The sequence below is a fragment of the Nonomuraea sp. JJY05 genome (assembly GCF_043496855.1).
Classification (GTDB): Bacteria; Actinomycetota; Actinomycetes; order Streptosporangiales; family Streptosporangiaceae; genus Nonomuraea.
The window spans coordinates 16,035-35,613 of record NZ_JBIEIS010000010.1; the positions used below are offsets into that span (position 1 = coordinate 16,035).

The 19,579-nt window shown below is 69.9% G+C and carries 20 protein-coding genes and 1 pseudogene; 9 read left to right on the forward strand and 12 right to left on the reverse strand.

Annotated elements, in window-relative coordinates; translation table 11 throughout:
* Positions 1-3: 3 nt before the first annotated feature.
* Positions 4-126: a hypothetical protein gene (locus ACFKCF_RS16835; protein WP_394495114.1), complete on the forward strand. Its 123-nt coding sequence runs from the start codon at positions 4-6 to the stop codon at positions 124-126.
* A 24-nt stretch (positions 127-150) separates the two neighbouring features.
* On the opposite strand, the pseudogene ACFKCF_RS16840 reads toward ACFKCF_RS16835, so the two are convergent.
* A pseudogene (locus ACFKCF_RS16840) lies at positions 151-294 on the reverse strand (hypothetical protein); the annotation flags it as partial.
* Positions 295-318: 24 nt separating this feature from the next.
* On the reverse strand, positions 319-1,710 hold the full coding sequence (locus ACFKCF_RS16845; RefSeq protein ID WP_394494547.1) for an NAD(P)/FAD-dependent oxidoreductase: 1,392 nt from the start codon (positions 1,708-1,710) through the stop codon (positions 319-321).
* Positions 1,711-2,142: 432 nt separating this feature from the next.
* Between ACFKCF_RS16845 and ACFKCF_RS16850 the strand changes: the two genes are divergently transcribed.
* Together ACFKCF_RS16850 and ACFKCF_RS16855 are read left to right on the forward strand one after the other, a co-directional pair.
* Positions 2,143-2,328, forward strand: a complete 186-nt coding sequence (locus ACFKCF_RS16850) for a hypothetical protein (RefSeq protein ID WP_394494549.1) — start codon at positions 2,143-2,145, stop codon at positions 2,326-2,328.
* Entirely contained in the window at positions 2,325-3,662 is a 1,338-nt protein-coding gene (locus tag ACFKCF_RS16855; protein ID WP_394494551.1) for a cytochrome bc complex cytochrome b subunit, read from the forward strand. Before ACFKCF_RS16850 ends, ACFKCF_RS16855 begins: the two co-directional genes overlap by 4 nt.
* Before the next feature lie 137 nt (positions 3,663-3,799).
* On the opposite strand, the gene ACFKCF_RS16860 is transcribed toward ACFKCF_RS16855, so the two are convergent.
* The 3 genes from ACFKCF_RS16860 to dnaE form a co-directional block, all read right to left on the reverse strand.
* The gene (locus tag ACFKCF_RS16860; protein WP_394494553.1) at positions 3,800-4,678 is read right to left on the reverse strand and encodes an alpha/beta fold hydrolase; all 879 of its coding nucleotides are present in this window, start codon (positions 4,676-4,678) and stop codon (positions 3,800-3,802) included.
* Between the two features lie 253 nt (positions 4,679-4,931).
* Positions 4,932-5,369: a DUF6300 family protein gene (locus tag ACFKCF_RS16865; RefSeq protein WP_394494554.1), complete on the reverse strand. Its 438-nt coding sequence runs from the start codon at positions 5,367-5,369 to the stop codon at positions 4,932-4,934.
* Positions 5,294-8,848 carry a DNA polymerase III subunit alpha gene (dnaE, locus tag ACFKCF_RS16870; RefSeq protein ID WP_394494556.1) on the reverse strand — a complete coding sequence of 1,185 codons (3,555 nt, stop codon included), beginning with the start codon at positions 8,846-8,848 and terminating at the stop codon, positions 5,294-5,296. The genes ACFKCF_RS16865 and dnaE overlap by 76 nt, the downstream gene beginning before the upstream one ends.
* A 469-nt stretch (positions 8,849-9,317) precedes the next feature.
* Between dnaE and ACFKCF_RS16875 the strand changes: the two genes are divergently transcribed.
* Together ACFKCF_RS16875 and ACFKCF_RS16880 are read left to right on the forward strand one after the other, a co-directional pair.
* Positions 9,318-9,863, forward strand: a complete 546-nt coding sequence (locus ACFKCF_RS16875; RefSeq protein WP_394494558.1) for an RNA polymerase sigma factor — start codon at positions 9,318-9,320, stop codon at positions 9,861-9,863.
* The gene (locus tag ACFKCF_RS16880; RefSeq protein ID WP_394494560.1) at positions 9,856-10,122 is read left to right on the forward strand and encodes a hypothetical protein; all 267 of its coding nucleotides are present in this window, start codon (positions 9,856-9,858) and stop codon (positions 10,120-10,122) included. The genes ACFKCF_RS16875 and ACFKCF_RS16880 overlap by 8 nt, the downstream gene beginning before the upstream one ends.
* Positions 10,123-10,143: 21 nt before the next feature.
* Here the strand turns inward: ACFKCF_RS16880 and ACFKCF_RS16885 are convergent, their stop codons facing one another.
* Entirely contained in the window at positions 10,144-11,349 is a 1,206-nt protein-coding gene (locus tag ACFKCF_RS16885; protein ID WP_394495099.1) for an MFS transporter, read from the reverse strand.
* Positions 11,350-11,399: 50 nt separating this feature from the next.
* Positions 11,400-12,560 (reverse strand): pyridoxal phosphate-dependent aminotransferase, encoded by a 1,161-nt coding sequence (locus ACFKCF_RS16890; protein ID WP_394494562.1) that lies wholly within the window; start codon positions 12,558-12,560, stop codon positions 11,400-11,402.
* A 47-nt stretch (positions 12,561-12,607) separates the two neighbouring features.
* On the opposite strand from ACFKCF_RS16890, the gene ACFKCF_RS16895 reads away from it, so the two are divergent.
* Together ACFKCF_RS16895 and ACFKCF_RS16900 are read left to right on the forward strand one after the other, a co-directional pair.
* Positions 12,608-13,153, forward strand: coding sequence for a helix-turn-helix domain-containing protein (locus ACFKCF_RS16895; RefSeq protein WP_394494564.1), 546 nt, complete (start codon positions 12,608-12,610; stop codon positions 13,151-13,153).
* A gap of 33 nt (positions 13,154-13,186) precedes the next feature.
* Positions 13,187-14,014: an alpha/beta hydrolase gene (locus ACFKCF_RS16900; protein ID WP_394494565.1), complete on the forward strand. Its 828-nt coding sequence runs from the start codon at positions 13,187-13,189 to the stop codon at positions 14,012-14,014.
* Between the two features lie 36 nt (positions 14,015-14,050).
* On the opposite strand, the gene ACFKCF_RS16905 is transcribed toward ACFKCF_RS16900, so the two are convergent.
* Complete coding sequence (locus ACFKCF_RS16905; protein WP_394494566.1) at positions 14,051-14,545, reverse strand: hypothetical protein; 495 nt, start codon at positions 14,543-14,545, stop codon at positions 14,051-14,053.
* Positions 14,546-14,630: 85 nt separating this feature from the next.
* On the reverse strand, positions 14,631-15,122 hold the full coding sequence (locus ACFKCF_RS16910) for an RrF2 family transcriptional regulator (protein WP_394494568.1): 492 nt from the start codon (positions 15,120-15,122) through the stop codon (positions 14,631-14,633).
* 82 nt (positions 15,123-15,204) lie between these two features.
* On the opposite strand from ACFKCF_RS16910, the gene ACFKCF_RS16915 reads away from it, so the two are divergent.
* Entirely contained in the window at positions 15,205-15,948 is a 744-nt protein-coding gene (locus tag ACFKCF_RS16915) for an SDR family oxidoreductase (protein WP_394494570.1), read from the forward strand.
* Positions 15,949-15,961: 13 nt separating this feature from the next.
* On the opposite strand, the gene ACFKCF_RS16920 is transcribed toward ACFKCF_RS16915, so the two are convergent.
* Positions 15,962-16,336 carry a nuclear transport factor 2 family protein gene (locus ACFKCF_RS16920; RefSeq protein ID WP_394494571.1) on the reverse strand — a complete coding sequence of 125 codons (375 nt, stop codon included), beginning with the start codon at positions 16,334-16,336 and terminating at the stop codon, positions 15,962-15,964.
* 106 nt (positions 16,337-16,442) lie between these two features.
* On the opposite strand from ACFKCF_RS16920, the gene ACFKCF_RS16925 reads away from it, so the two are divergent.
* Positions 16,443-18,014: a WYL domain-containing protein gene (locus ACFKCF_RS16925; protein ID WP_394494572.1), complete on the forward strand. Its 1,572-nt coding sequence runs from the start codon at positions 16,443-16,445 to the stop codon at positions 18,012-18,014.
* A gap of 102 nt (positions 18,015-18,116) precedes the next feature.
* Here the strand turns inward: ACFKCF_RS16925 and ACFKCF_RS16930 are convergent, their stop codons facing one another.
* The gene (locus ACFKCF_RS16930) at positions 18,117-18,650 is read right to left on the reverse strand and encodes a MerR family transcriptional regulator (protein WP_394494574.1); all 534 of its coding nucleotides are present in this window, start codon (positions 18,648-18,650) and stop codon (positions 18,117-18,119) included.
* A gap of 10 nt (positions 18,651-18,660) precedes the next feature.
* Positions 18,661-19,521 (reverse strand): SDR family NAD(P)-dependent oxidoreductase, encoded by an 861-nt coding sequence (locus ACFKCF_RS16935; RefSeq protein ID WP_394494576.1) that lies wholly within the window; start codon positions 19,519-19,521, stop codon positions 18,661-18,663.
* Positions 19,522-19,579: the final 58 nt, after the last annotated feature.

Consider the following 19,579-nt stretch of genomic DNA (forward strand, 5'->3'; position numbering starts at 1 on the left):
TCGGTGAGCCGACCCGTCGGGTCGATGTCGGGGGGCAAGAGCAGCCAGGCAGGCGAGCTCGGGGGCGGGTTCAAGCAGGGCGCGGCTGCCGACCCGGAGTTCGCGGTCGTCCATCGAGACTTCTAGGGTCCTGGTCAGCGATTCGTCCAGCTCCGGGTGGTCGCTGCGGTTGTGACAGCCCCTGGTCTGTCTGCGAGCGATCGCTCCCGGAGCGGTCGCCTCGGCCACGAGCAGCGATGCCCGCAGGTCGAGCAGGTGCGCGAGGTCCTCGAAGCCTTCCGCGGTGGGAGGCACACCGACCTTGCCGTGCGCGGTCGGTCAGCGCCTCGATTGGGCACAGAGGTCTCCAGCGACGGAAAGGGGGACCGCCTCGGCGTGCTCACCCTGTGGCGAGCCGGTCGGGTACACCCGCCGGGGAAGCTCAGGGTCGGGGCCGGCCAGCGGTACGGCGTCGCCTCTGACCAGGCCGAGCTGCACGACCTGGCGCGGCAGCACCGCGTCCAGCAGCAGGTCGGCGGCGACCCTGATCCGGTTGCCCGGCATGACGTACAGGTGGTAGCCCCGGGTGACCAGCTTCGCGGCCACTCCGGACAGCGGCACGCCCAGCGGGTCCGCCGCCGCCTGCCACCCGCCGAGGTCGACGAGGAAGCCCAGCAGCCGGTGCCGGTACGGCTTGGCGCCCCGGCCCAGTCCGAGCGAGGCCGCGACGTTGCGGGCCACGGCCGCGCCGTGCCGTTGGGCGTGCTGCCCCGTCATCGGGGTGAGCTCGCCCGGACCGGCCAGGTCGGGGACCGCGGCCGCGTCGCCGGCGGCGTAGATCTCCGGGTGGCCGCTCACCGCCATGAATTCGTCGGTCTGGATCCTGCCGCCCACGGTGGGCAGGCCGAACGTGTCGATGACCGGATCGGGACGGACGCCCGTCGTCCAGACGATGGTCCTGGCCGGGACGAACTCGCCATCGCTGAGCAGCACTCCATCCGGCGCGGCCCTGCGCACCGTGGTACCCAGCCGCAGCTCGGCTCCGCGCTTGCGCAGGACCCGCTCGGCGGTCCTGCCCAGGGAAGGGCGCAGTTCGGGAAGGAGGCGGTCGTCGTACTGCACGACGATCCAGCGCACCGGCACGCCTGCCAAGCTCCGGTACGTGCGCAGCAGCGACCGGGTGAACAACTGCCCGACAGCGGCCGTCTCGGTGCCCGTGTAGCCCGCTCCCACCACGACGAAGGTCAGCCGGGCCCGCCGCTCCTCCGGGTCTTCGGCGACAGCGGCCAGCTCGACCTGCCGGATGATGTGGTCGCGCAGGTAGAGAGCTTCGGGCAGACTCTTCAGTCCGTGGCTGTAGGTCTGGCTGCCCTCGATCGGCAGGACCTTGTTCACCGCGCCCACGCTGACGATCAGCCGGTCGTAGCCGACCTGCCGCGATCGGCCCTCGGAGTCGACGTAACGGACCTCTCGCTGATCGGCGTCCAGGCCGGTAACGGTGCCGGGCAGCAACCGGGTGTACGGCAGCGCCGCAGCCAGGGACACCGCGACATGACGCGGATGCACGATCCCGGCCACCACGTCCGGCAGCAAGGGCTGGTAGAGCATGAAATCGGTCGGGTTCAGCAGGGTGACGTCGATCTCCCGCCGGTGCTTGCGGTTCAGGGTCCGCGCGGCGTTGTAACCGGCGAACCCGCCGCCGATGATCACGACTCGCGGTCGATGCGTCATGATCTTTCTCCTCACTCCGCTTGATGACGGCTCCCCAAATGGTGGTTTTATGGGGCGATCTAGATCAACGACGCAATTCGCTATGCTCCGGTAAGCGCGACTTACCGATGGCAGGCCGACGTGGAATCCGTGACATCGGGATCTTCCTGACGCTCGCCGAAGAGCTGCACTTCGGGCGCACCGCCGAGCGCTCGCCGGCCGGGCTGCCAAAGGCCGGACCGGCGTGCTCCGCGTCGGCATGATCCCCGGCTTCGCTCATGGGCGTTTTCCGCACGTCATCCGCTACAACGCCCGCCCCGACTCGCCTACCTGCCCATCCGGGACGCACTCCTTCACGTAGCAGGAGCCCGCTTCCGGCGGTAAGCCGGACTTACCAGTGCATGGCGTGATCCGTCGTTGATCCTCATGGACCCCAAAACTCACGATGGCGGCATGAGATTGACGATTGAAATCCTTCGCCGCGACCTCCCCGAACCGGGTATGGAGCAGTACGCGCCGGCCAGTCATTCGCTCCTGGCCTCGAGAAACCCGGCCTTCGACGGCGTCGTGGTGATCGACCTCAGCTACGAGGACCCTCATCCGGTACGGATCGGCGACACCCGGGACCTCCACGCATGAAGGGCCTGCTCGCACGGCCGGCGCGGCAGGGCGGCCGGACGGACCACTGGTCGTTCCTGTTCGGCCAGATCGCGATCCACAGCCTGATCGTGCTGATCTTCACCGGGATCTGCCTGACCTTCCTGTACGACCCCGATACGACCCAGGTGATCTACCAGGGCGCCTACCTGCCGCTGCGCGGCGTGCCCGTCAGCCGCGCCTTCGACTCCACCCTGGCGATCAGCCTGGAGGTACGCGGTGGTCTGCTGATGCGGCAGATCCACCACTGGGCCACGCTGATCCTCGTCGCCGCCATCTGCCTGCACCTGCTGAGGCTGTTCTTCACCGGCGCCTTCCGCCGCCCCCGCGGCCTGAACTGGCTGATCTGGGTCGCCCTGTTCCTCCTGGCGATCGCCGCGGGCGTGACCGGCGGCATCCTGCCCGACGACCTGCTCTCCGGCGGCAGCCTCGCCCTGATCCAAGGCGTGACCCAGTCCATCCCGCTCATCGGGAGCCACCTGACGGGCCTGCTGTTCGGCGAGGCCGTACCGGGAGACCGGGTGCTCCCGGTGTTCTACTGGCTGCACGTCTCACTCATCCCGGCGACCATGACCGGGCTGTTCATGATCAGAGGCCGGCTGCTGCGCAGGCACGGCCGCACGCACTACCCGGGCGCGACCTACGTGCCGCCGCTCAGCTCGCTGGCGTTGTTCCTCGCCACCTGCGCCATGCTCACCCTGCTGGGCACCGTCGGGCAGATCAACCCCATATGGCTGTACGGCCCGGCCAACCCGAGCACCACCAGCGCGGGAGCCGTACCCGACTGGTACATGGGCTTCCTGGACGGCGCCCTGCGCATCATGCCCGCCTGGGAACCCCTCGTCTTCGGCCATCCGCTCTCCTTGTCGATCCTCATTCCCGCTCTCATCGTGCCGGGCGCCTTCTTCACCGTCCTGGCGGCCTATCCGCTCATCGAACGCAGGCTCACCGGTGCCCGTACCCTCCACCACGCCCTGGACCGGCCCCGCGAGGCGGCTGTCCGGACCGCGCTCGGCGCGGCGGGCATGACCTTCTTCGGCCTGCTGTGGGTCGCCGCGGCCAACGACCAGATCGCCCACCAGTTCGACCTGTCACTCTTCGCCGTCACGTGGTTCTTCCGCATCGCGGTCCTCGCCGGTCCCCTCATGGCCTTCGAGGTCACCCGGCGCCTGTGCCTGGCCCTGCAAGCACAGGAGCGGGAAGAACGCGCGCACGGCATCGAGACCGGCATCATCCACCGCTCGCCCCATGGCGGATACACCGAGACGATCGCCGCGCCCCCTGCGCAGGGACGAATCCCTGCAAACCGACCCTGAGGAGAACCAGGTCACCGGCGCCGCAGGAAACGTCGGCTCCCCTCTTGCCACCCGACTGCTCGATGCCGGCTCACCGGCTAAGGCCGCTTCACCGATCGCTGTCTCCTGCGGCAGCTTCACCCGAGCCTGAACACGCGTCACTCGGCCGTGTGCGCGAGGATGGCGGCGGCCAGTTCCTCGTGCACCTCCGGCGGCAGTGTGTGTCCCATGCCCGCCACGATCGTCAGCCGGGCTCCCGGGATCTGCTCGGCGATGATCGCGCTGTGACCCGGCTTGGCCGGCTCGTGGCTGCCCTCGATGACCAGCGTGGGCGCCTTCACCTGGTGCAGCACGCCCACCGGCTCGAAGTCGGGCTTGGCCATGGCGGCCAGCCGGTGGTTGGCCACCGCCGACAGGTCGCGGGCCCGGTCGTAGATCCGCTCCTGCAGGCGCCGCGCCGCGTCCTCGTCGAACGGCAGCCCGGTGCCGTGCAACATGCGCTGCTCGGCGATCATGCCGTCGATCCGCGCGCGCCGGTCCGCCGGTGGCGGGGCGGCCATCAGCGTACGGTAGAAGGCCACGAACTCCGGCGCCGGCTCCGGCAGGCTCCCCTCGGGCTGCTGCTGTCCCATCAGGGCCCGCATGATCACCTGGCCCTCGCCGCCACCGAGGGGGGAGGAGCCGATGACGGTCAGCGAGCGCACCCGCTCCGGCCGCTCCACGGCGACGAACTGGCCGAGCAGCCCGCCCGCCGAATGGCAGACCAGATGCGCGCTCTCCAGTCCGTGGGCGTCCATCACGCGATAGACGTCGTTCTTGATGTCGTCCCACGTGTACGGCTGCGCCTCGAAGTCGACGGTGCCCGACATGCCGGTGTCACGGTGGTCGTACCGGATCACCCGGCGGCCTCCGGCGGTCAGGCGGCCGACGAACTCCTCCGGCCACAGGATGCCCTGCGACATCGAACCCATGATCAACAGGATCGGCGCGTCCGTCTCGGCGCCGAACTCTTCGCTCCAGATGTTCACGTTTTGCATGCCTCAAAGCATGCCGTCACCGGCTACGGGCGCCTTCTGTAGAACTACTGGTCCCGCCAGATCCGTACGGGAGCCCAAACCACCCTCGGATGGTGAAGCTTCCGCCCCCGCTGACGCGGGGATGTCGTCGTCCAGCGCGACCTGCGTGTGCCGATGGCCGACGGTGTGGAGTTGCCGGCCGACCGATGGGCGCCCAAGGGGTACGGCAGGCGCGCCACCCCTGACCGGCGAGCCCGGTCAGCAGACGAAGAGCTCAGCCGATGGGGGTCGTCGATGAGGCTGCGGGGTCGCGCCGCCACTGCTCGATCTCGTCCTCCAGCGCCTGCTCATTCAGCATCGGCACGAACACGTTGGTCGCCCACGCGATGAACAGGCGCACGAACTCGCGATCCTCGTCGTTCGCCTCGCCGTTGACGTGGAACCACGAGATCAGCGGAGCGGCGTGCAGATCCTGCGCGCCGCAGTCCGAGCACAGCACCACCCCGGTGTAGCCCTCCACCCGCGCGCCGGCGGCGTTGTACCAGCCGTTCGGCACGCGGGCGTACAGCAACCCCGCTCGGTCGCAGTGGGGGCACTCCGGCGCGTCGTCGGAGCTGATGACCTCGATCCGCCGGTTCAGAGCGACAGTGCTTCCGGCCCGAGCAGCGCCTTGATGTCGGCGGCGAAACTCGGTTCGGCATTGACCGGCCACTCCGGTAGCGACATCACCATGACCTTGCCCGCCGGCCGCCGCAGGTTGATGTGCAGCGGTACGCGACCCTGGTGCATCTTCAGCACCTGACGCAATTCGTCCAGCAGGGTCGCGGTGATGCGCTCTTCCCGCAGGAGAAGCGTGATCGGGGCGCCGGACTCGCTGTTGACGCCGGATATGTCGATGAGGGTCATCTCCTGGGCGAAGACCGAGATGGCGCCGTCCCGGTTGTTGATCTGGCCCTTGACCGACACCACGATGTCCGGCCGCAGTTCCGGCCCGTACAGCTCGTAGGTACGGGGGAAGAACAGGCATTCGACGGCGGCGTCCATGTCCTCGACCGTGAGGATGGCCCACGTGTTGCCTGCTTTGTTCACCCGCCGATCCACCTTGGTGACCAGGCCGGACACCTGGACGTCACCGCGGTCGTCGCGGCCGCTGTCCAGCAGGTCGGCGATCGTGGTGTCCCGGTTCCTGGCCAGGAGGCGTTCGGTGCCGGCCAGCGGGTGGTCGGACACGTACAGGCCGAGCATCTCCCGCTCGAAGTCGAGCTTGGTCTTCTTGTCCCACTCACCTTCAGGGATGGCGATCGTGAACGCCGTGTCGTCGCCCGTGTCGTCCATCCCGCCGAACAGCGAGTCCTGGCCGTGCGCCTCGTTCTTCTTGATGTCGATGACGGAATCGACGGCCTGCTCGTGAACCATGAGCAGGCCCTTGCGCGGATGTTCGAGCGAGTCGTACGCGCCCGCCTTGATCAGTGATTCGATGACGCGCTTGTTGCAGGCGGTGAGCGGCACCTTGCCGAGGAAGTCGTTGAAGTCGGTGAAGCGGCCCTTCTCGGTGCGGGCCTTGACGATCCCGTCGACGACGTTCTCGCCGACGTTGCGGACCGCGCCCATCCCGAACCGGACCTGGGTGTCTCCGACGGCGACGAAGTCGAGCTGGGAGTCGTTGACGTCGGGCGGGAGCACCTGGATGCCCATCTTGCGGCACTCGGCCAGGTAGACGGCCGCCTTGTCCTTGTCGTCGCCCACCGACGTGAGCAGGGCGGCCATGTACTCGGCGGGGTAGTTGGCCTTCAGGTAGGCGGTCCAGTAGGCGACGAGGCCGTATCCGGCGGTGTGGGACTTGTTGAACGCGTACCCGGAGAAGGGCAGCATGACGTCCCACAGCGCCTGGATCGCCTCGTCGCTGTAGCCGTTGCCGCGCATGCCGGCCTGGAAGTTGGCGAACTCCTTGGCCAGGATCTCGGGCTTCTTCTTGCCCATGGCGCGGCGCAGCAGGTCGGCGCCACCGAGGGAGTAGCCGGCCAGCTCGCGGGCGACGGCCATGATCTGCTCCTGGTAGACGAGCAGGTGGAAGGTGGGGCCGAGGATGGGTTCGAGCGCCTCCTTGAGCTCCGGGTGGATCGGCTCGATGTCCTGGCGGCCGTTCTTGCGGTGGGCGTAGTTGGTGTGCGCGTTGGCCGCCATCGGGCCCGGCCGGTACAGGGCGAGCACGGCGGCGATGTCCTCGAACCGGGTCGGTTCCATCAGCTTCAGCAGCGACCGCATGGGGCCGCCGTCGAGCTGGAACACGCCGAGCGTGTCGCCGCGGGCCAGGAGCTGGTAGGTCTTGGTGTCGTCGAGCGGCATCGTCAGGGTGTCGAGTTCGACGCCCCGGTTCTGCTTGATGATCTTGATGGCATGGTCGATGATACCCAGGTTCCGCAGTCCCAGGAAGTCCATCTTGACCAGACCCATGTCCTCACAGGACGGGTAGTCGAATCCTGTGATGACCACGCCGTCCTTGTCCCGCATGTGCATGGGGATGAGGTCCAGCAGCGGGGTCGAGGACAGGATGACCGCGGCGGCGTGCACGCCGGTGCCCCGGATCAGCCCTTCGATGCCGCGGCCGGTGTCGATGACCTTCTTGACGTCGGGGTCGTTCTCGTACAGGGCGCGAAGCTCGGTGCCCTCGTTGTAGCGGGGGTGGTCCTCGTTGAACATGTCCGCGAGGGGGACGCCCTTGCCCATGACATCCGGCGGCATCGCCTTGGTGATCTTGTCGCCCATCGCGAACGGATAGCCGAGAATCCTGCTCGAGTCCTTGACGGCGGCCTTGGCCTTGATCGTGCCGAACGTATTGACCTGCGCGGTGAACTCGCTGCCGTACTTCTGGGTGACGTAGGCCACCATGCGATCGCGCTGGCGGTCGTCGAAGTCGAGGTCGACGTCGGGCGGGTTGATCCGCTCAGGGTTGAGGAACCGCTCGAACAGCAGGCCGTGCTCCAGCGGGTCGAGTTCGGTGATGCGGGTGGCGTACGCCACGATCGAGCCGGTCGCCGATCCACGGCCGGGGCCGACCGGGATGCCGTTGTCACGGGCGTACTTGCAGATGTCGGCCACGACGAGGAAGTACGAGGAGAACCCCATCGGACCGATGACCTTCATCTCGGTCTCGTACCGCTCCATCACCTCGGCCGGAACCGGGGTGCCGTACCGCATCTCCAGGCCTCGCTCGCACTCCTTACGCAGCCACGACTCCTGGGTCTCCCCCTCGGGCACGTCCGGATAGTCGGGCATCCGGTCCACCTGGGCGAACACGTCGCCGTAGTCGCCGATCATCTCGGCCACGAGCAGCGTGTTGTCACATGCCTCGGGCAGTTCCGGGAACAGGGCGTACATCTCGTCGGCGGGCTTGAGATAGTAGCCGGATCCGTTGAACCGGAACCGGTTCGGGTCGTCCTTGTTCTTGCCCACGCCGACGCACAGGAGGCTGTCGTGGGCGTCGGCCTGGTCCTCGGTCACGTAGTGGGAGTCGTTGGTGACCAGCAGCGGGATGTTGAGCTGCTTGGCCAACCTGAGCAGGTCGTCCCGAACCTCCCGCTCGATGCTGATGCCGTGGTCCATGAGTTCCAGGAAGTAGTTCTCCTTGCCGAAGATCTCCTGGTACTCGCCGGCGACCTTGACGGCTTCGTCGTACTGGCCCAGCCGGATCCGGGTCTGCACCGCGCCGGACGGGCAGCCGGTCGTGGCGATGATCCCGGACGCGTGCTGCGAGATCAGGTCCTGATCCATGCGCGGCTTGGAGTAGTAGCCCTCGAACGACGCCAGGGACGACAGCCGGAACAGGTTGCGTAGCCCGTCCGCGTCCTTGGCCCACATGGTCATATGCGTGAACCGGCCGCCGCCGGAGACGTCCTTGCCGCCCTCACCGTCCGCCACGCCAGTCTCGGCCCGCTGCCCCCAGAACACCGGCTTCTTCACGAACCGGCTGTGCGGGGCCACATACGCTTCGATGCCGATGATCGGCTTGACCGGTGAGCCCGACGCGACCTTCTGGAACTCGTACGCGCCGAACATGTTGCCGTGGTCGCTCATGGCGATCGCCGGCATGTTCAGTCGTTCGGCTTCCTTGAACAGCGGCTTCAACTTGGCCGCCCCGTCCAGCATGCTGTACTCGGTGTGGACGTGCAGATGCACGAACGACTTGCTCACCCGATCCCCCAACTTCGCATCGGCCCGAATGCTCGCATGAGCCTATTCCGTCTCGCGAGGCTCATGGGGCGTCGCGCCCACAGGGCGGGACGGTTGTTGCCAGGCTGTTGTTGACGCTGCGTGAAGGACGTACCACCCCCAGCGTGAGCTGGGGAAACGCTCACGTCGGAGATTCCCGGAGGATCGCCGGACCCCTCGACCCGCTCCCGGGATGTACCGGAGATGGCCGCTCCGGGCTTTTCGCCGGACGGTCCCGGCATGGCACGCCCGCCCGGTGGAGGCGCTGCGCGAACCGGCCGGCATTCCTCGCGTGGCGGGTGAATCCTTCGGTGGGCTCGGCGCCTCTCATATCCGTTCCGTCATCGACGAATGGAAGAGGTTGTCGTGATCGTTGCTGTGGGCGTCGCGGTCGCCGTCGTACTCATCTGCACCTGTAGCGTGGTCGTGCTGCGGCGGAGGAGGCGTACGCGTGGCTGAGACGATGACCTGGCCGGACGAGACGCTGATCGCGGCGGCCCGGGACGGCGACGCCGAGTCGATCGCCGCGCTGGTGTCGGGGGCGCACCCGCACGTGCGGCGCTTCGCCCGCCACCTGTGCGCCACGCCGGAGGACGCCGAGGACGCGGCGCAGGAGGCGTTGATCGTCCTCTACCGCAAGATCGGTACGCTGCGCGCCACCGGCGCTCTGGTGTCGTGGATGTTCCGGATCATCCGCAACGAATGCGTACGCCGGGCCAGGCTGGCGCTGCGGCCACCGCCTCCCCTCCACGGCACCGCCATCCGGTCCGCGGAGGACGAGGTGTTCCAGCGGCTGGAGGCGGCGAGGGTGGCGGCGGCCATCGCGGCACTGCCCGCCGACCAGCGGCAGGTGCTGATCATGCGGGACGTCCAGGGCCTCAGCGGCCGGACGACCGCCGACGCGCTGGGCCTGACCGTGGCGGCGATGAAGTCGCGCCTGCACCGCGCCCGCGCGGCCGTGCAGCACCGGCTGGGTGAGGGGGCGTGCGATGACTGACGGGCACGAGTTCGCCAGCGCGTCGCTGCCCCGGCACCTGGCGCGCGGCGTGGTGGGGTTCGGGGCGTTGATCGGCTCGTTCGCGCTGATCCCGGTGATCGGGCCGGTCAGCCTGGCGCTGGCGCCGCTGGCGCTCGTGGCCTTCCGCGGGTGTCCGACCTGCTGGCTGATCGGCCTGGCGCAGACCGTCTCGATGGGACGGCTGCGGCGGTCGTGCTCGGACGGCGTGTGCGAGCTGCACGTCGCCAAGAAGACGTAGCCGCCGGCAGACTCGGCGAGGTTACGCACTGGCTGCGGCTCTCGATTCCCGCTGAGCCCAGCGGACGGCGAAAGGGGCCGTCAGGCCCGTCAGGGCGAACAGCCCTCCGACGACGTACCAGCCGGGACGGCCCCAGGTGATGCAGAGCGCGATGAGCAACGCCGGGCCGAGCCCTTCGGCCAGCCCGGCGCCCAGCCCGAACGCGCCCAGGTACTGCCCCGTGGCGTGCTCCGGCGCGAGCGCGAAGGAGACCTCGAAGCCCGCTGCCGAATGCCACAGCTCGCCGATCGTGTGGATCACCACCGCGATCACCAGAAGCGCCGCCGCTCCCCATGCCGGCAGCCCGGCGGCCAACGGGATCAGCGAGCAGGAGACGAGGAAGGCGCCGCCGGCCCGGCGGTAGGCGCCGCCGCCGGCCGCAGGGGAGTCGATGCCGCGGCTGGCCCGTACCTGGAGCGCGACCACCATGACGGTGCTGATCAGCATGGTGCCCGAGACGAGCCAGCGCGGCGCGGCGGTGAACCCGACCAGCCAGAGGGGGATGGCCACGGTGAGCACCTTGAACTGGACGGCCATGATGCCGTCGAGCGCGGTGAGCAGCAGGTAGGGACGATCCCGCAGGGCGATCCAGCGGGGCCCGTGGACGACCGGTCCGGGCGCGACCGGCGGCAGGCAGACCAGGATCGCCGCGGAGGCGGCGAAGGCGAGGGCGTTGCCGGCCACGAGGAGTCGGTAGGCCATGAGGGTGTCGGCCTGGACGGCCCAGCCGGCCAGCAGGGCGCCGAAGGAGACGCCGACGTTGGTGACGGCGCGGAGGTAGGCGCGGAACTCCTGGGGCCGGTCGCCGCCGTAGTGTCTGATGAGCGGACTGCGTGCCGCCAGCCCGGCCGCCTTGGCTCCGGTAGCGGCGCAGACGGCGAGGAGGAACGGCCAGAAGCTGTCGGCCAGCACGAAACCGGCCGTGGCCAGCGCCTGGACGACCAGCGTGATCGTGTAGACGCCGCGTGCGCCGTGCCGGTCCGCGAGGTGGCCGACGGCGATGCCCAAGGCCAGCGAGACGATCCCGGCGATGCCGAGCCCCAGGCCCACCTGGCTCGCCGGGAGGTGGACCCCCTCGGTGAAGTACAGCACCCCGGCGGTCAGGTAGAGGCCGCTGCCGAGGGTGTAGACGAAGTTGGAGGCGGCGAGGACACGCTGCGGCCCGGCTTCCGGCACCAGGTGGGGCATTGACACGCTCCTATTGCAAGAGAATTGCAATAGCAAGATAAGCGCAAATATCAGCCGATGGCCAGGCGGAAGCGGTCGCCGAGGCCGGTGAGGCGTTCGACGGGTTCGTTGGCGAACACGAGCCGCAGGTAGTGCCCCCCGCTGGGGCCCCAGCCGTCCATGTGGGTGGCCGCGATCTTCGCCCGCTCGAACAGGCGCCGCGACAGTTCAGCAGGGCTCAGCTCCAGCGGTCTGGTGTCGATGAGGAGCGACCACCCGCCGTGCGGCCGGATGACCGGGTACGCGGCGAGCTGGTGCAGGACCGTCTCGCAGCGCCGTTGCCATTCGGCGGTGGCCGCGGCGACGTCGGCATCGGCGTCGGGCGCGTCCAGGGCGGCGGCCACGGCGTGCTGTGCCAGGCCGACCTGGCAGACCACGTTGGTCAGGCCGACCAGGCGGATGTCGGCGATGATGTCGGCGGGCCCGGTCACCCAGCCGACGCGCCAGCCGATGAGCCGCAGCTCCTTGGAGGCCGAACCGACGGTGATGGTACGCCGTGCCAGGCCCTCGTGGGCCGCCGGGTGGCTGGGCGGGCGGCCGTCGAAGCGGATGCGTTCCATGGCCGCGTCGTAGATCAGCCAGGCGTCGTGGCGTTCGCAGGCGTCGGCGAGGGCGGACCAGTGACGCTCGTCCAGGACGAGGCCGGTCGGCATCGCCGGTCCCATCATCAGGACGGCCGCCGTGCCGGGTCCGACGGCGGCGGCGAGTCGTTCGGCGTCGACGGTCCAGCCGTCCGCGGTGGGCTGGGCGGGGACGAAGCGGGGGATGCCGCCCGCGAGCCGGACCCGGTTGACCAGGCCGGCGTAGATGGGATCGCACAGCACGACCTCCTGCCCGGGCTCCACGGTGGCCAGCAGCGTGTTGAGGATGCCGTTGAGCCCGCCGGCCACGCTGACGCATTCCGTGTCGGCGTCGTAGGCGCGCCCGGCGATGCGCCCGACGTGCGCCGCGGCGGCCGCGCGAAGCGAGCGGTGCCCCTGGAACGGCAGATAGCTGTTGGCCGCGTCGTCGTCGACGGCGGCATGCGTGGCGGCGATGGCGACGGCGGGCGGCCGCAGGTCGGTGTCGAGATTCTCCAGCCGCAGGAACTCCGGGTCGCCCGCGGCGTCGGCCGCGTCGCCGACGGCGTCCACACCGATGCCCGGGATGTCGCGCAGCCGAGTCACCGTCATGTCAGCCTCCATTTCATTGGTACGTTCATACCACTATGCTGATACGCATGGATCTTACGCAAGTGGTGGGGACGAACGTGCACCGGCTGCGTACGGCGGCCGGCATCTCGCTGGCCGACCTGGCCTCGGCCAGCGGCATCAGCAAGACCACGCTGCACGGCATCGAGCAGGGCCAGGGCAATCCCACCCTGAGCACCCTGTGGGCCCTGGCCACCGCGCTGCAGGCGTCCCTCGGTGAGCTGCTGGAAGCGCCCGCCTCGGCGGTCGAGGTGGTACGCGCCGACGACAGGCGGCCGCAGGTCGAGGGCGAGGCGGTCAGCGCGCGCCTGCTCCACCGCATCAGGCTGCGCGGCACCGTGGAGGTCTACGACATCGCCATCGCCGGGAGCACCCAGCACTCCGACGCCCACCTGCCCGGCGTCGAGGAATGCCTCGTGCTCACCCACGGACACGTCACCACCGGCCCCGCCGACTCCCCCACCGACCTGGCCGAAGGCGATTCCATCCGGTTCGACGCCGCCCGCCCGCACCTGTACCGCGGTCACTCCGCACACAATCGCGCTGTGCTACTCATGGTCCACCCGGAGGGCTGACCACCGCACACCCTGTTGGAGAGAAGAGACCTCATGACCGTTCCCGACGTGTCCGAACTGCGCGAAGGCTCACGCCGGCGAGCCGGCGACCGGCCCCGAGGTCCCGCACTGGCCCAGGTGGAAGACGTGCAGGGGCCGGACGGGCTGCCGCTGCGCCACTACCGGCCCTCCGAACAGGCCCGGCCGCTGATGGTGTTCGCCCATGGCGGCGCCTTAATCATCGGCGACCTGGACACCCATGACCGCACCTGCCGGCGCATCGCCCACGCCTGCGACGTCGAGGTGCTGGCCGTCGACTACCGCCGCGCACCCGAGCATCCCTACCCGGCGGCCGTCCAGGACGTGACGGCGGTGCTGCGCTGGGCCCGCCCGGCGGCGGTGGCCGGCGACAGCGCCGGCGGCTACCTGGCCACCATGGCCTGCCTGCGGCTGCGCGACGCCGGCGAGCCGGTGCCCGGCGCGCAGATCCTCATCTGCCCCAACACCGACCTGACGCTCTCCCAGCCCAGCATCGTCAGCAAGGGCTCCGGCCACTCGCTGGACGCCGACTTCCTCGCCGGGGCGATCGAGCTGTGGACGCCCGACCCCGCCGACCGCGCGCCCGCCAGTCCGCTGCTGGCGGCAGAGCTGTCCGGCATGCCGGACACCCTCATCGTGACCGCCGAGCACGACGCCCTGCGCGACGAAGGCGACGCCTACGCCCGACGGCTGGCGCGGGCCGGCGTACGCGTGACGCACCGGCAAGAGCCCGGCCTGGAGCACGGCTTCATCCAGAACATGGACCTGACCTCCGCGGAGGCGGCCGCCGCGCACGAGCGGCTGTTCGAGGACATCAAGGCCCTCATGCGCACTGAGCGGTGATCAGGGCCCGGCGGAAGTCGTCCTTCCGCCGCGCCGTCAGCCGGCGGCGCCATGGTCGGGGAAGAGGCCCTGAAGGAGGGTGTAGCCCGGCATGCGTTCGGCCGGACGCACGCCGACCGTGAACATCTCCGGTTCGTCGAACACCGGCTCGCCGTTCGGGCGACGCGTGTACGGGACGCGCCCGTAGTCCACGCCGTCGCTCTGGTCGAAGCTCATCCAGGTGATCGCTTCCTGCTCCCCTTCGCGTAGAGGGAGGTTCGAGACGGCTCGGCTGAAGACCGTGTCCGGGGTGATCACCCATACCTGAGGGACCGCGAAGATCCATCGTGTCGCGGCGATCTCCTGGGCCTTGGTGGCGGCTCGATTCTCGAAGTCCGTGGCCGACTGCTGGTCGCGAAGGTAGTCGTAGTCGCTGAGCACGAGTTGGCGATCGCCTTGGAGGGCGACGATGGCGGGGGAGTCGCGAGCGAGGATGCTCTTCTCCAGACGGGCGATCACGTCGAAGAGCAACGTGGCCGTCTCGTTGTTCATCGCGCCTCCGAACCTTGCAGTCCCCCACAGATCCTGTCATGACGCGCTGCGAGGGGAAGGTTAAGCGTCAACGCGGAGCGCCGCCCTATCCGGTGCCCGGCGCCTCCTTCGTGCCGGTGAGCAGCGATCGGGTGCGTGCCGGCGCCCAGGGAGGCAGGTCGGCGAGGATATCGGCGAGCGAGATCCCGGCCAGGCTGCCTCGCCACGCCTGATGCGCCTCGGCCATCTTCGCCGCAAGGACGCAGGCCTGCCGGCACTCTTCGGCCGGGAGCGCGCCGCGTCCCTGCCGGCGGATCTCGCGGCATTCGTACGGAGCGGAGGCGCCGTCCACCGCCTCCACGATCTGCAGCAACGTGATCTCCGCGGGCGTGCGCGCGAGCCGGAACCCGCCGCGCGGGCCCGTCGTCGCCGACAGCACGCCCGCCTTGACGAGCGACTGGAGCTGCTTGGCGAGGTAGGGCGCGGGCAGGTCGTAGTAGTCCGCCAGCTGGGCGGCCGACGCGGTGGCCCCCGGTTCGAGCTGCGCCAGCGAGGTGGCGCAGTGCAAAAGCCATTCGGTGCTCACGGGCAGCTTCACGGCCACCAGCATATCGCGGATATTGCGGACCTGTTTAGTCCGAGATATGGTCCTGGGTGTTCGCAGACAAGGAGTGATCATCATGCGGATCGCCGTCGCCGGCGCTACCGGCAACATCGGTTCCCTGACCGTGGCCGCCCTCGAACGGGGCGGGCACGAGGTCGTACGCATCAGCCGCTCGCTCGGCCTGGACCTGCTGACCGGTGAGGGGCTCGACGACGCCCTCGCCGGAGTCGAGGCCGTCGTGGACGTCACCAACGGTCCGGCGGGGGATCGGGACGAGACCGTGGCCTACTTCGCGACAGCCACCCGCAACCTGCTCGCCGCCGAGGAACGCGCCGGCGTGCGCCATCATGTGCTGCTGTCGATCGTCGGGGTCTGCCGGATCGAGGGCAACGCGCACTACGCCGGCAAGCGGGAGCAGGAACGACTGGTGGCCGCGGGCCCGGTGCCGTGGACGGTCGTGCCAGCCACGCAGTTCCATGACTTCGCCGAGATGGTGGCCGGCTGGACCGAGCAGGACGGCACGGCCACGCTCGCGCCCCTGCTCGTGCAGCCGATCGCGCCCGCGGACGTGGCCGACATCCTGGCCGAGCTCGCGGTGGGCGAGCCGCGGGGCCGCTACGCCGACGTCGCCGGGCCCGAGCCGCAGGACCTCGTCGACATGGCCCGGCGTACGCATCGGGCGCGCGGCCGGGAGGTGAAGCTGGTGCCGACGTGGTCGGGGTTGTTCGGCCCGGAGATGGCCGGCGACGTGCTGCTGCCGGGCGAGCACGCCCGTATCGCGCCGACCACGTTCGACGCCTGGCTCCGGGAACAGAAGTAACCACAAGGCAGGGTCACTGCTGGACGGCGCTTCTGGCCCGGTGCATCGGGAGCATGTCGAAGATGCTGATCACGCGCGTGATCTTGCCGTTCTCGACGGTGAAGTAGTCGATGCCGCGGAAGTCCTTCAGCAGCGGGGTGTCGGTGGTGTACACGGTCGCCGCGTTCGTGTCGTTGCCCAGGACGTCGATGACGGCGGCGCTGATCAGCGAGTTCGCGAATGGCTCGAGGAACCCGCGGTAGCCCTCCACTCCCTCGAACGTGCCGGTCGGGGCCTCGCACACGACGTCGTCGGCGAGCAGGCTCAGGGCCTTGTCGACGTTCTTGCTGGTCCACGCGTGGACGAAGTCCTCGGCGATCTTCTGGGCGAGCGCGTTCGTTCCGGTCACAGCACAGTTCCTTTCAGGGACGCTTGGTGCCGCCCCTCGTGGGCGGCCCGTCTACCTGCATCTTCACGGAGATATATGTCAGGTAGCGTCATATACCTTGGAAGATGTGAGATCCGAGCGCCTGCTGTCGATCATGCTGCTGCTGCAGACCCACGGGCAGCTGCCCGCCGGTGACCTGGCCGGGCGGCTGGAGGTGTCGGTCCGCACCGTCATGCGCGACGTCGAGGCGCTGTCGGCGGCCGGCGTGCCCGTCTACACCGTGCGCGGTCCCCACGGCGGCATCGCGCTGCTGCCCGGCTACCGCACCAACGTCACCGGCATGACCGCCGACGAGGCCCGCGCCCTGTTCGTGCTGCTGTCCGACCACGCTCACACCGAGCTGGGCCTGGGCCAGGCCCTCGGCTCCGCGCTGCGCAAGCTGATGGCCGCACTGCCCGCCCCGCACCGGCCGGACGCCGACCTGGCCAGCCGCCGCATCCTCATCGACCCCGTACGCTGGCGCGGCGGACCGGCCCGCCCCGGCACCGGCCCCGCCGCCGACCTGGCCGTGCTCCAGCAGGCCGTCTTCAACGACCGGCGGCTGCGCCTGCGCTACCGGCACGGCCGCGACAACCGCGTCCGCTCCTACACGCTCGATCCGTACGGCCTGGTCAACAAGGCCGGTGTCTGGTATCTGGTCGCCGACCACCGCGGCGAGCCCGCACTCTTCCGCGCCGACCGGGCCCTGTCGGCCGGCCTCCTCGACGAGCCCGTACGTCGCCGCGACGGCCTCGAACTGGCCGACGTCTGGGACGGCCTGCGCCGCCACATCGACGAGATCCCCGTTCCGCTGCCCGTCACGGTCAGCGTCCACCGGGACGTCCTCGCCAGGTTCCTGCGCATCCACCAGGCCGACCTGGCCGGCCCCCCTCCCTCGACCGACCGGCCACCGGAGCGGGTGCACGTCCAGCTGCACTTCCGCTCCCTGCCCGCGGCCGAGGTGCTCCTGGCCTTCGGCACCGACGCCGAAGTCCTCGCCCCGGCCGAGCTCCGCCAGGCCCTGGCCCGCAAGGCGGCCCAAGCCGCCGCCCGCTACACCGCCGACCCGCACCGCTTTCCGCCTCCACCTGCCCGGCGGAGAACCGGTGCGGTAATACATCGATTCGAGATATACCCTGGCGGCATGCTGGAACTCGCGATACTCGGCTTCCTCGCCGACGGCCCGCTGCACGGCTACGAGCTGCGCCGCCGTGTCGCCCAGCTGTCCGGCTACACCAGGCCGGTCAGCGACGGCAGCCTCTACCCGGCGATCAACCGCATGCTGAAGCGGAGCCTGCTCGACCGGCGCGTCGAGCCCGGCGCCGCGGCCGCCCAGCGGTACGTCCTGAGCCTGACCGAGGCCGGCCGCGCCGAGCTGCTGCGACGCCTGCGCGAGCCCGCCGACCACGAGATCACCGACGGCAGCCGGTTCTTCACGATCCTGGCCTTCCTGTCATTGCTCCCCGACGAGGCCGGCCGCGCCGCGGTGCTGCGCCGTCGCCTGGAGTTCCTCGAACAACCGGCGAGCTTCTTCTACGAAGGCGAGCGCCCGCTGCGCGCCGACGAGCTCGCCGACCCCTACCGCCGCGGCATGCTCCGGATCGCCCGCGCCACCAGCAGCGCCGAACGCGCGTGGCTGCACGAGCAGCTCGACGACTGAAGAAACGGCGCGGCCGGCCAACGGGTGCCGCGCGGAAAATGGCGGGCAGGCGGGATGACGCCTCCCGCCGGCTACGTCGACTTCGTCACCGCTGAGACCGCCTCAGTGCTGTCCCCACGACTGCGCCGGTAGGGCCGGTCGCGCCGGTCCGTCGGTGGCGGGGGGCTGGACGTCCGGCCCCGTCGAGCCCCCGTACGTGGCGATCTTGTACTCGACCGCCGTGAGCGAGAGGGTCAGCTCACGGATCCGGCGGCGGATGGTGTCGCGATGCTCGATCAGCATGTCGAGCCGCTCGGGCACCGTGTCCTCCCCGGCGTCGACGAGCGAGATGTAGTCCTGCAGGTCGCGCATCGGCATGCCGGACAGCCGCATCCGGGTGAGGAACACCAGGCGCCGCACCGCTTCGGCGTCGTAGACGCGATGACCGTGGCCGTCGCGGGCCACCTCGACCAGCCCGGCCCGCTCGTAGTAGCGCAGCGTGTGGGCGGAGATGCCGAGAAGGTCGGCGACGTCCGCGATCGTCATCGGCTCGGGCAGGTCGGCCGGCTCGGTGAGGCGGTGGATCGCCTCGACCGACATCGGGCCGTCGTCCCCGAGCGTTTCGAGCGCCCTGGTCATCAGATCGTCGGTGGCCATGACAGCCAGCCTAAATCGGGCGGACCGATGCCGGGACGTCCGCGAAGTCGGCGCTACGGGCGGTCTCGGCCCACCGCTCGACCTCCTCCAGGCCACGCCGGTACGTACCCGAGATCCGCTCGACGGCCTCGCGCCCGAGCGGCAGCCGCAGCGGCACCTCGTCACCGTGCGCGAGGGACACGATGATCTCGGCCGCCCGCACCGGGTCGCCTTCCTGGAGGCCGTCGGCCCCGGCCATGTCCGCGCGTACGGCGGCCAGCAGCTCACGGTAGGTCTCGGAGGTCTCCACGAACTCCAGCACGTCACCCGCGTTGAAGTCGGTCCGGAACCGGCTCGGCTCGACGATCATCACCCGGATCCCGAACGGCGCGACCTCCCCGGCCAGCGCCTCGGACCAGCCTTCGAGCGCGAACTTCGACGCGGAGTACGCCGACACCCCCGGGAACGACATCCGCCCGCCCTGGCTGCTCATCTGCACGATCGTCCCGGTGCCCCGCGCGCGCATCGCGGGCAGCGCCGCGCGGACGAGCGCGGCAGGGCCGAACAGGTGCAGATCCATCAGCTCACGCAGCTGCGCGTCGCCGACCTCCTCGACCGCTCCGACCACGGCCCGGCCCGCGTTGTTCACGAGCACGTCGAGCTGTCCGAAACGGACAAGGGCGGCACGTACGAGCTCGCCGGCCGCGGTGGCGTCCCGGGCGTCGAACTTCGCGATCAGGCAGTTGTCGGGGTGCTTCGCCGCCAGGTCGGCCACGCTCTCGGGCCGGCGCACCGCCGCCACCACGCGGTCGCCCGCCGCGAGCGCCGCCTCGGCCAGCGCGCGTCCGAAACCGCGGGACGCGCCGGTGATGATCCAGGTCTGTGTCGTCATGGCGGCGACGCTATGGCTTCGAGCGCGCTCGAACGCAACTACTTGGGACCGGTCGTCC

Excerpts from the sequence above, each read along its gene's own strand:
- ACFKCF_RS16895 (WP_394494564.1), top strand. The coding sequence starts at position 12,608 with ATGGATCTTACGCAAGTGGTGGGGACGAACGTGCACCGGCTGCGTACG.
- ACFKCF_RS16890 (WP_394494562.1), bottom strand. The coding sequence starts at position 12,560 with ATGACGGTGACTCGGCTGCGCGACATCCCGGGCATCGGTGTGGACGCC.
- ACFKCF_RS16915 (WP_394494570.1), top strand. The coding sequence starts at position 15,205 with ATGCGGATCGCCGTCGCCGGCGCTACCGGCAACATCGGTTCCCTGACC.
- ACFKCF_RS16855 (WP_394494551.1), top strand. The coding sequence starts at position 2,325 with ATGAAGGGCCTGCTCGCACGGCCGGCGCGGCAGGGCGGCCGGACGGAC.
- ACFKCF_RS16880 (WP_394494560.1), top strand. The coding sequence starts at position 9,856 with ATGACTGACGGGCACGAGTTCGCCAGCGCGTCGCTGCCCCGGCACCTG.
- ACFKCF_RS16935 (WP_394494576.1), bottom strand. The coding sequence starts at position 19,521 with ATGACGACACAGACCTGGATCATCACCGGCGCGTCCCGCGGTTTCGGA.
- ACFKCF_RS16900 (WP_394494565.1), top strand. The coding sequence starts at position 13,187 with ATGACCGTTCCCGACGTGTCCGAACTGCGCGAAGGCTCACGCCGGCGA.
- ACFKCF_RS16885 (WP_394495099.1), bottom strand. The coding sequence starts at position 11,349 with ATGCCCCACCTGGTGCCGGAAGCCGGGCCGCAGCGTGTCCTCGCCGCC.
- ACFKCF_RS16905 (WP_394494566.1), bottom strand. The coding sequence starts at position 14,545 with ATGAACAACGAGACGGCCACGTTGCTCTTCGACGTGATCGCCCGTCTG.
- ACFKCF_RS16930 (WP_394494574.1), bottom strand. The coding sequence starts at position 18,650 with ATGGCCACCGACGATCTGATGACCAGGGCGCTCGAAACGCTCGGGGAC.
- ACFKCF_RS16850 (WP_394494549.1), top strand. The coding sequence starts at position 2,143 with ATGAGATTGACGATTGAAATCCTTCGCCGCGACCTCCCCGAACCGGGT.
- ACFKCF_RS16845 (WP_394494547.1), bottom strand. The coding sequence starts at position 1,710 with ATGACGCATCGACCGCGAGTCGTGATCATCGGCGGCGGGTTCGCCGGT.
- ACFKCF_RS16860 (WP_394494553.1), bottom strand. The coding sequence starts at position 4,678 with ATGCAAAACGTGAACATCTGGAGCGAAGAGTTCGGCGCCGAGACGGAC.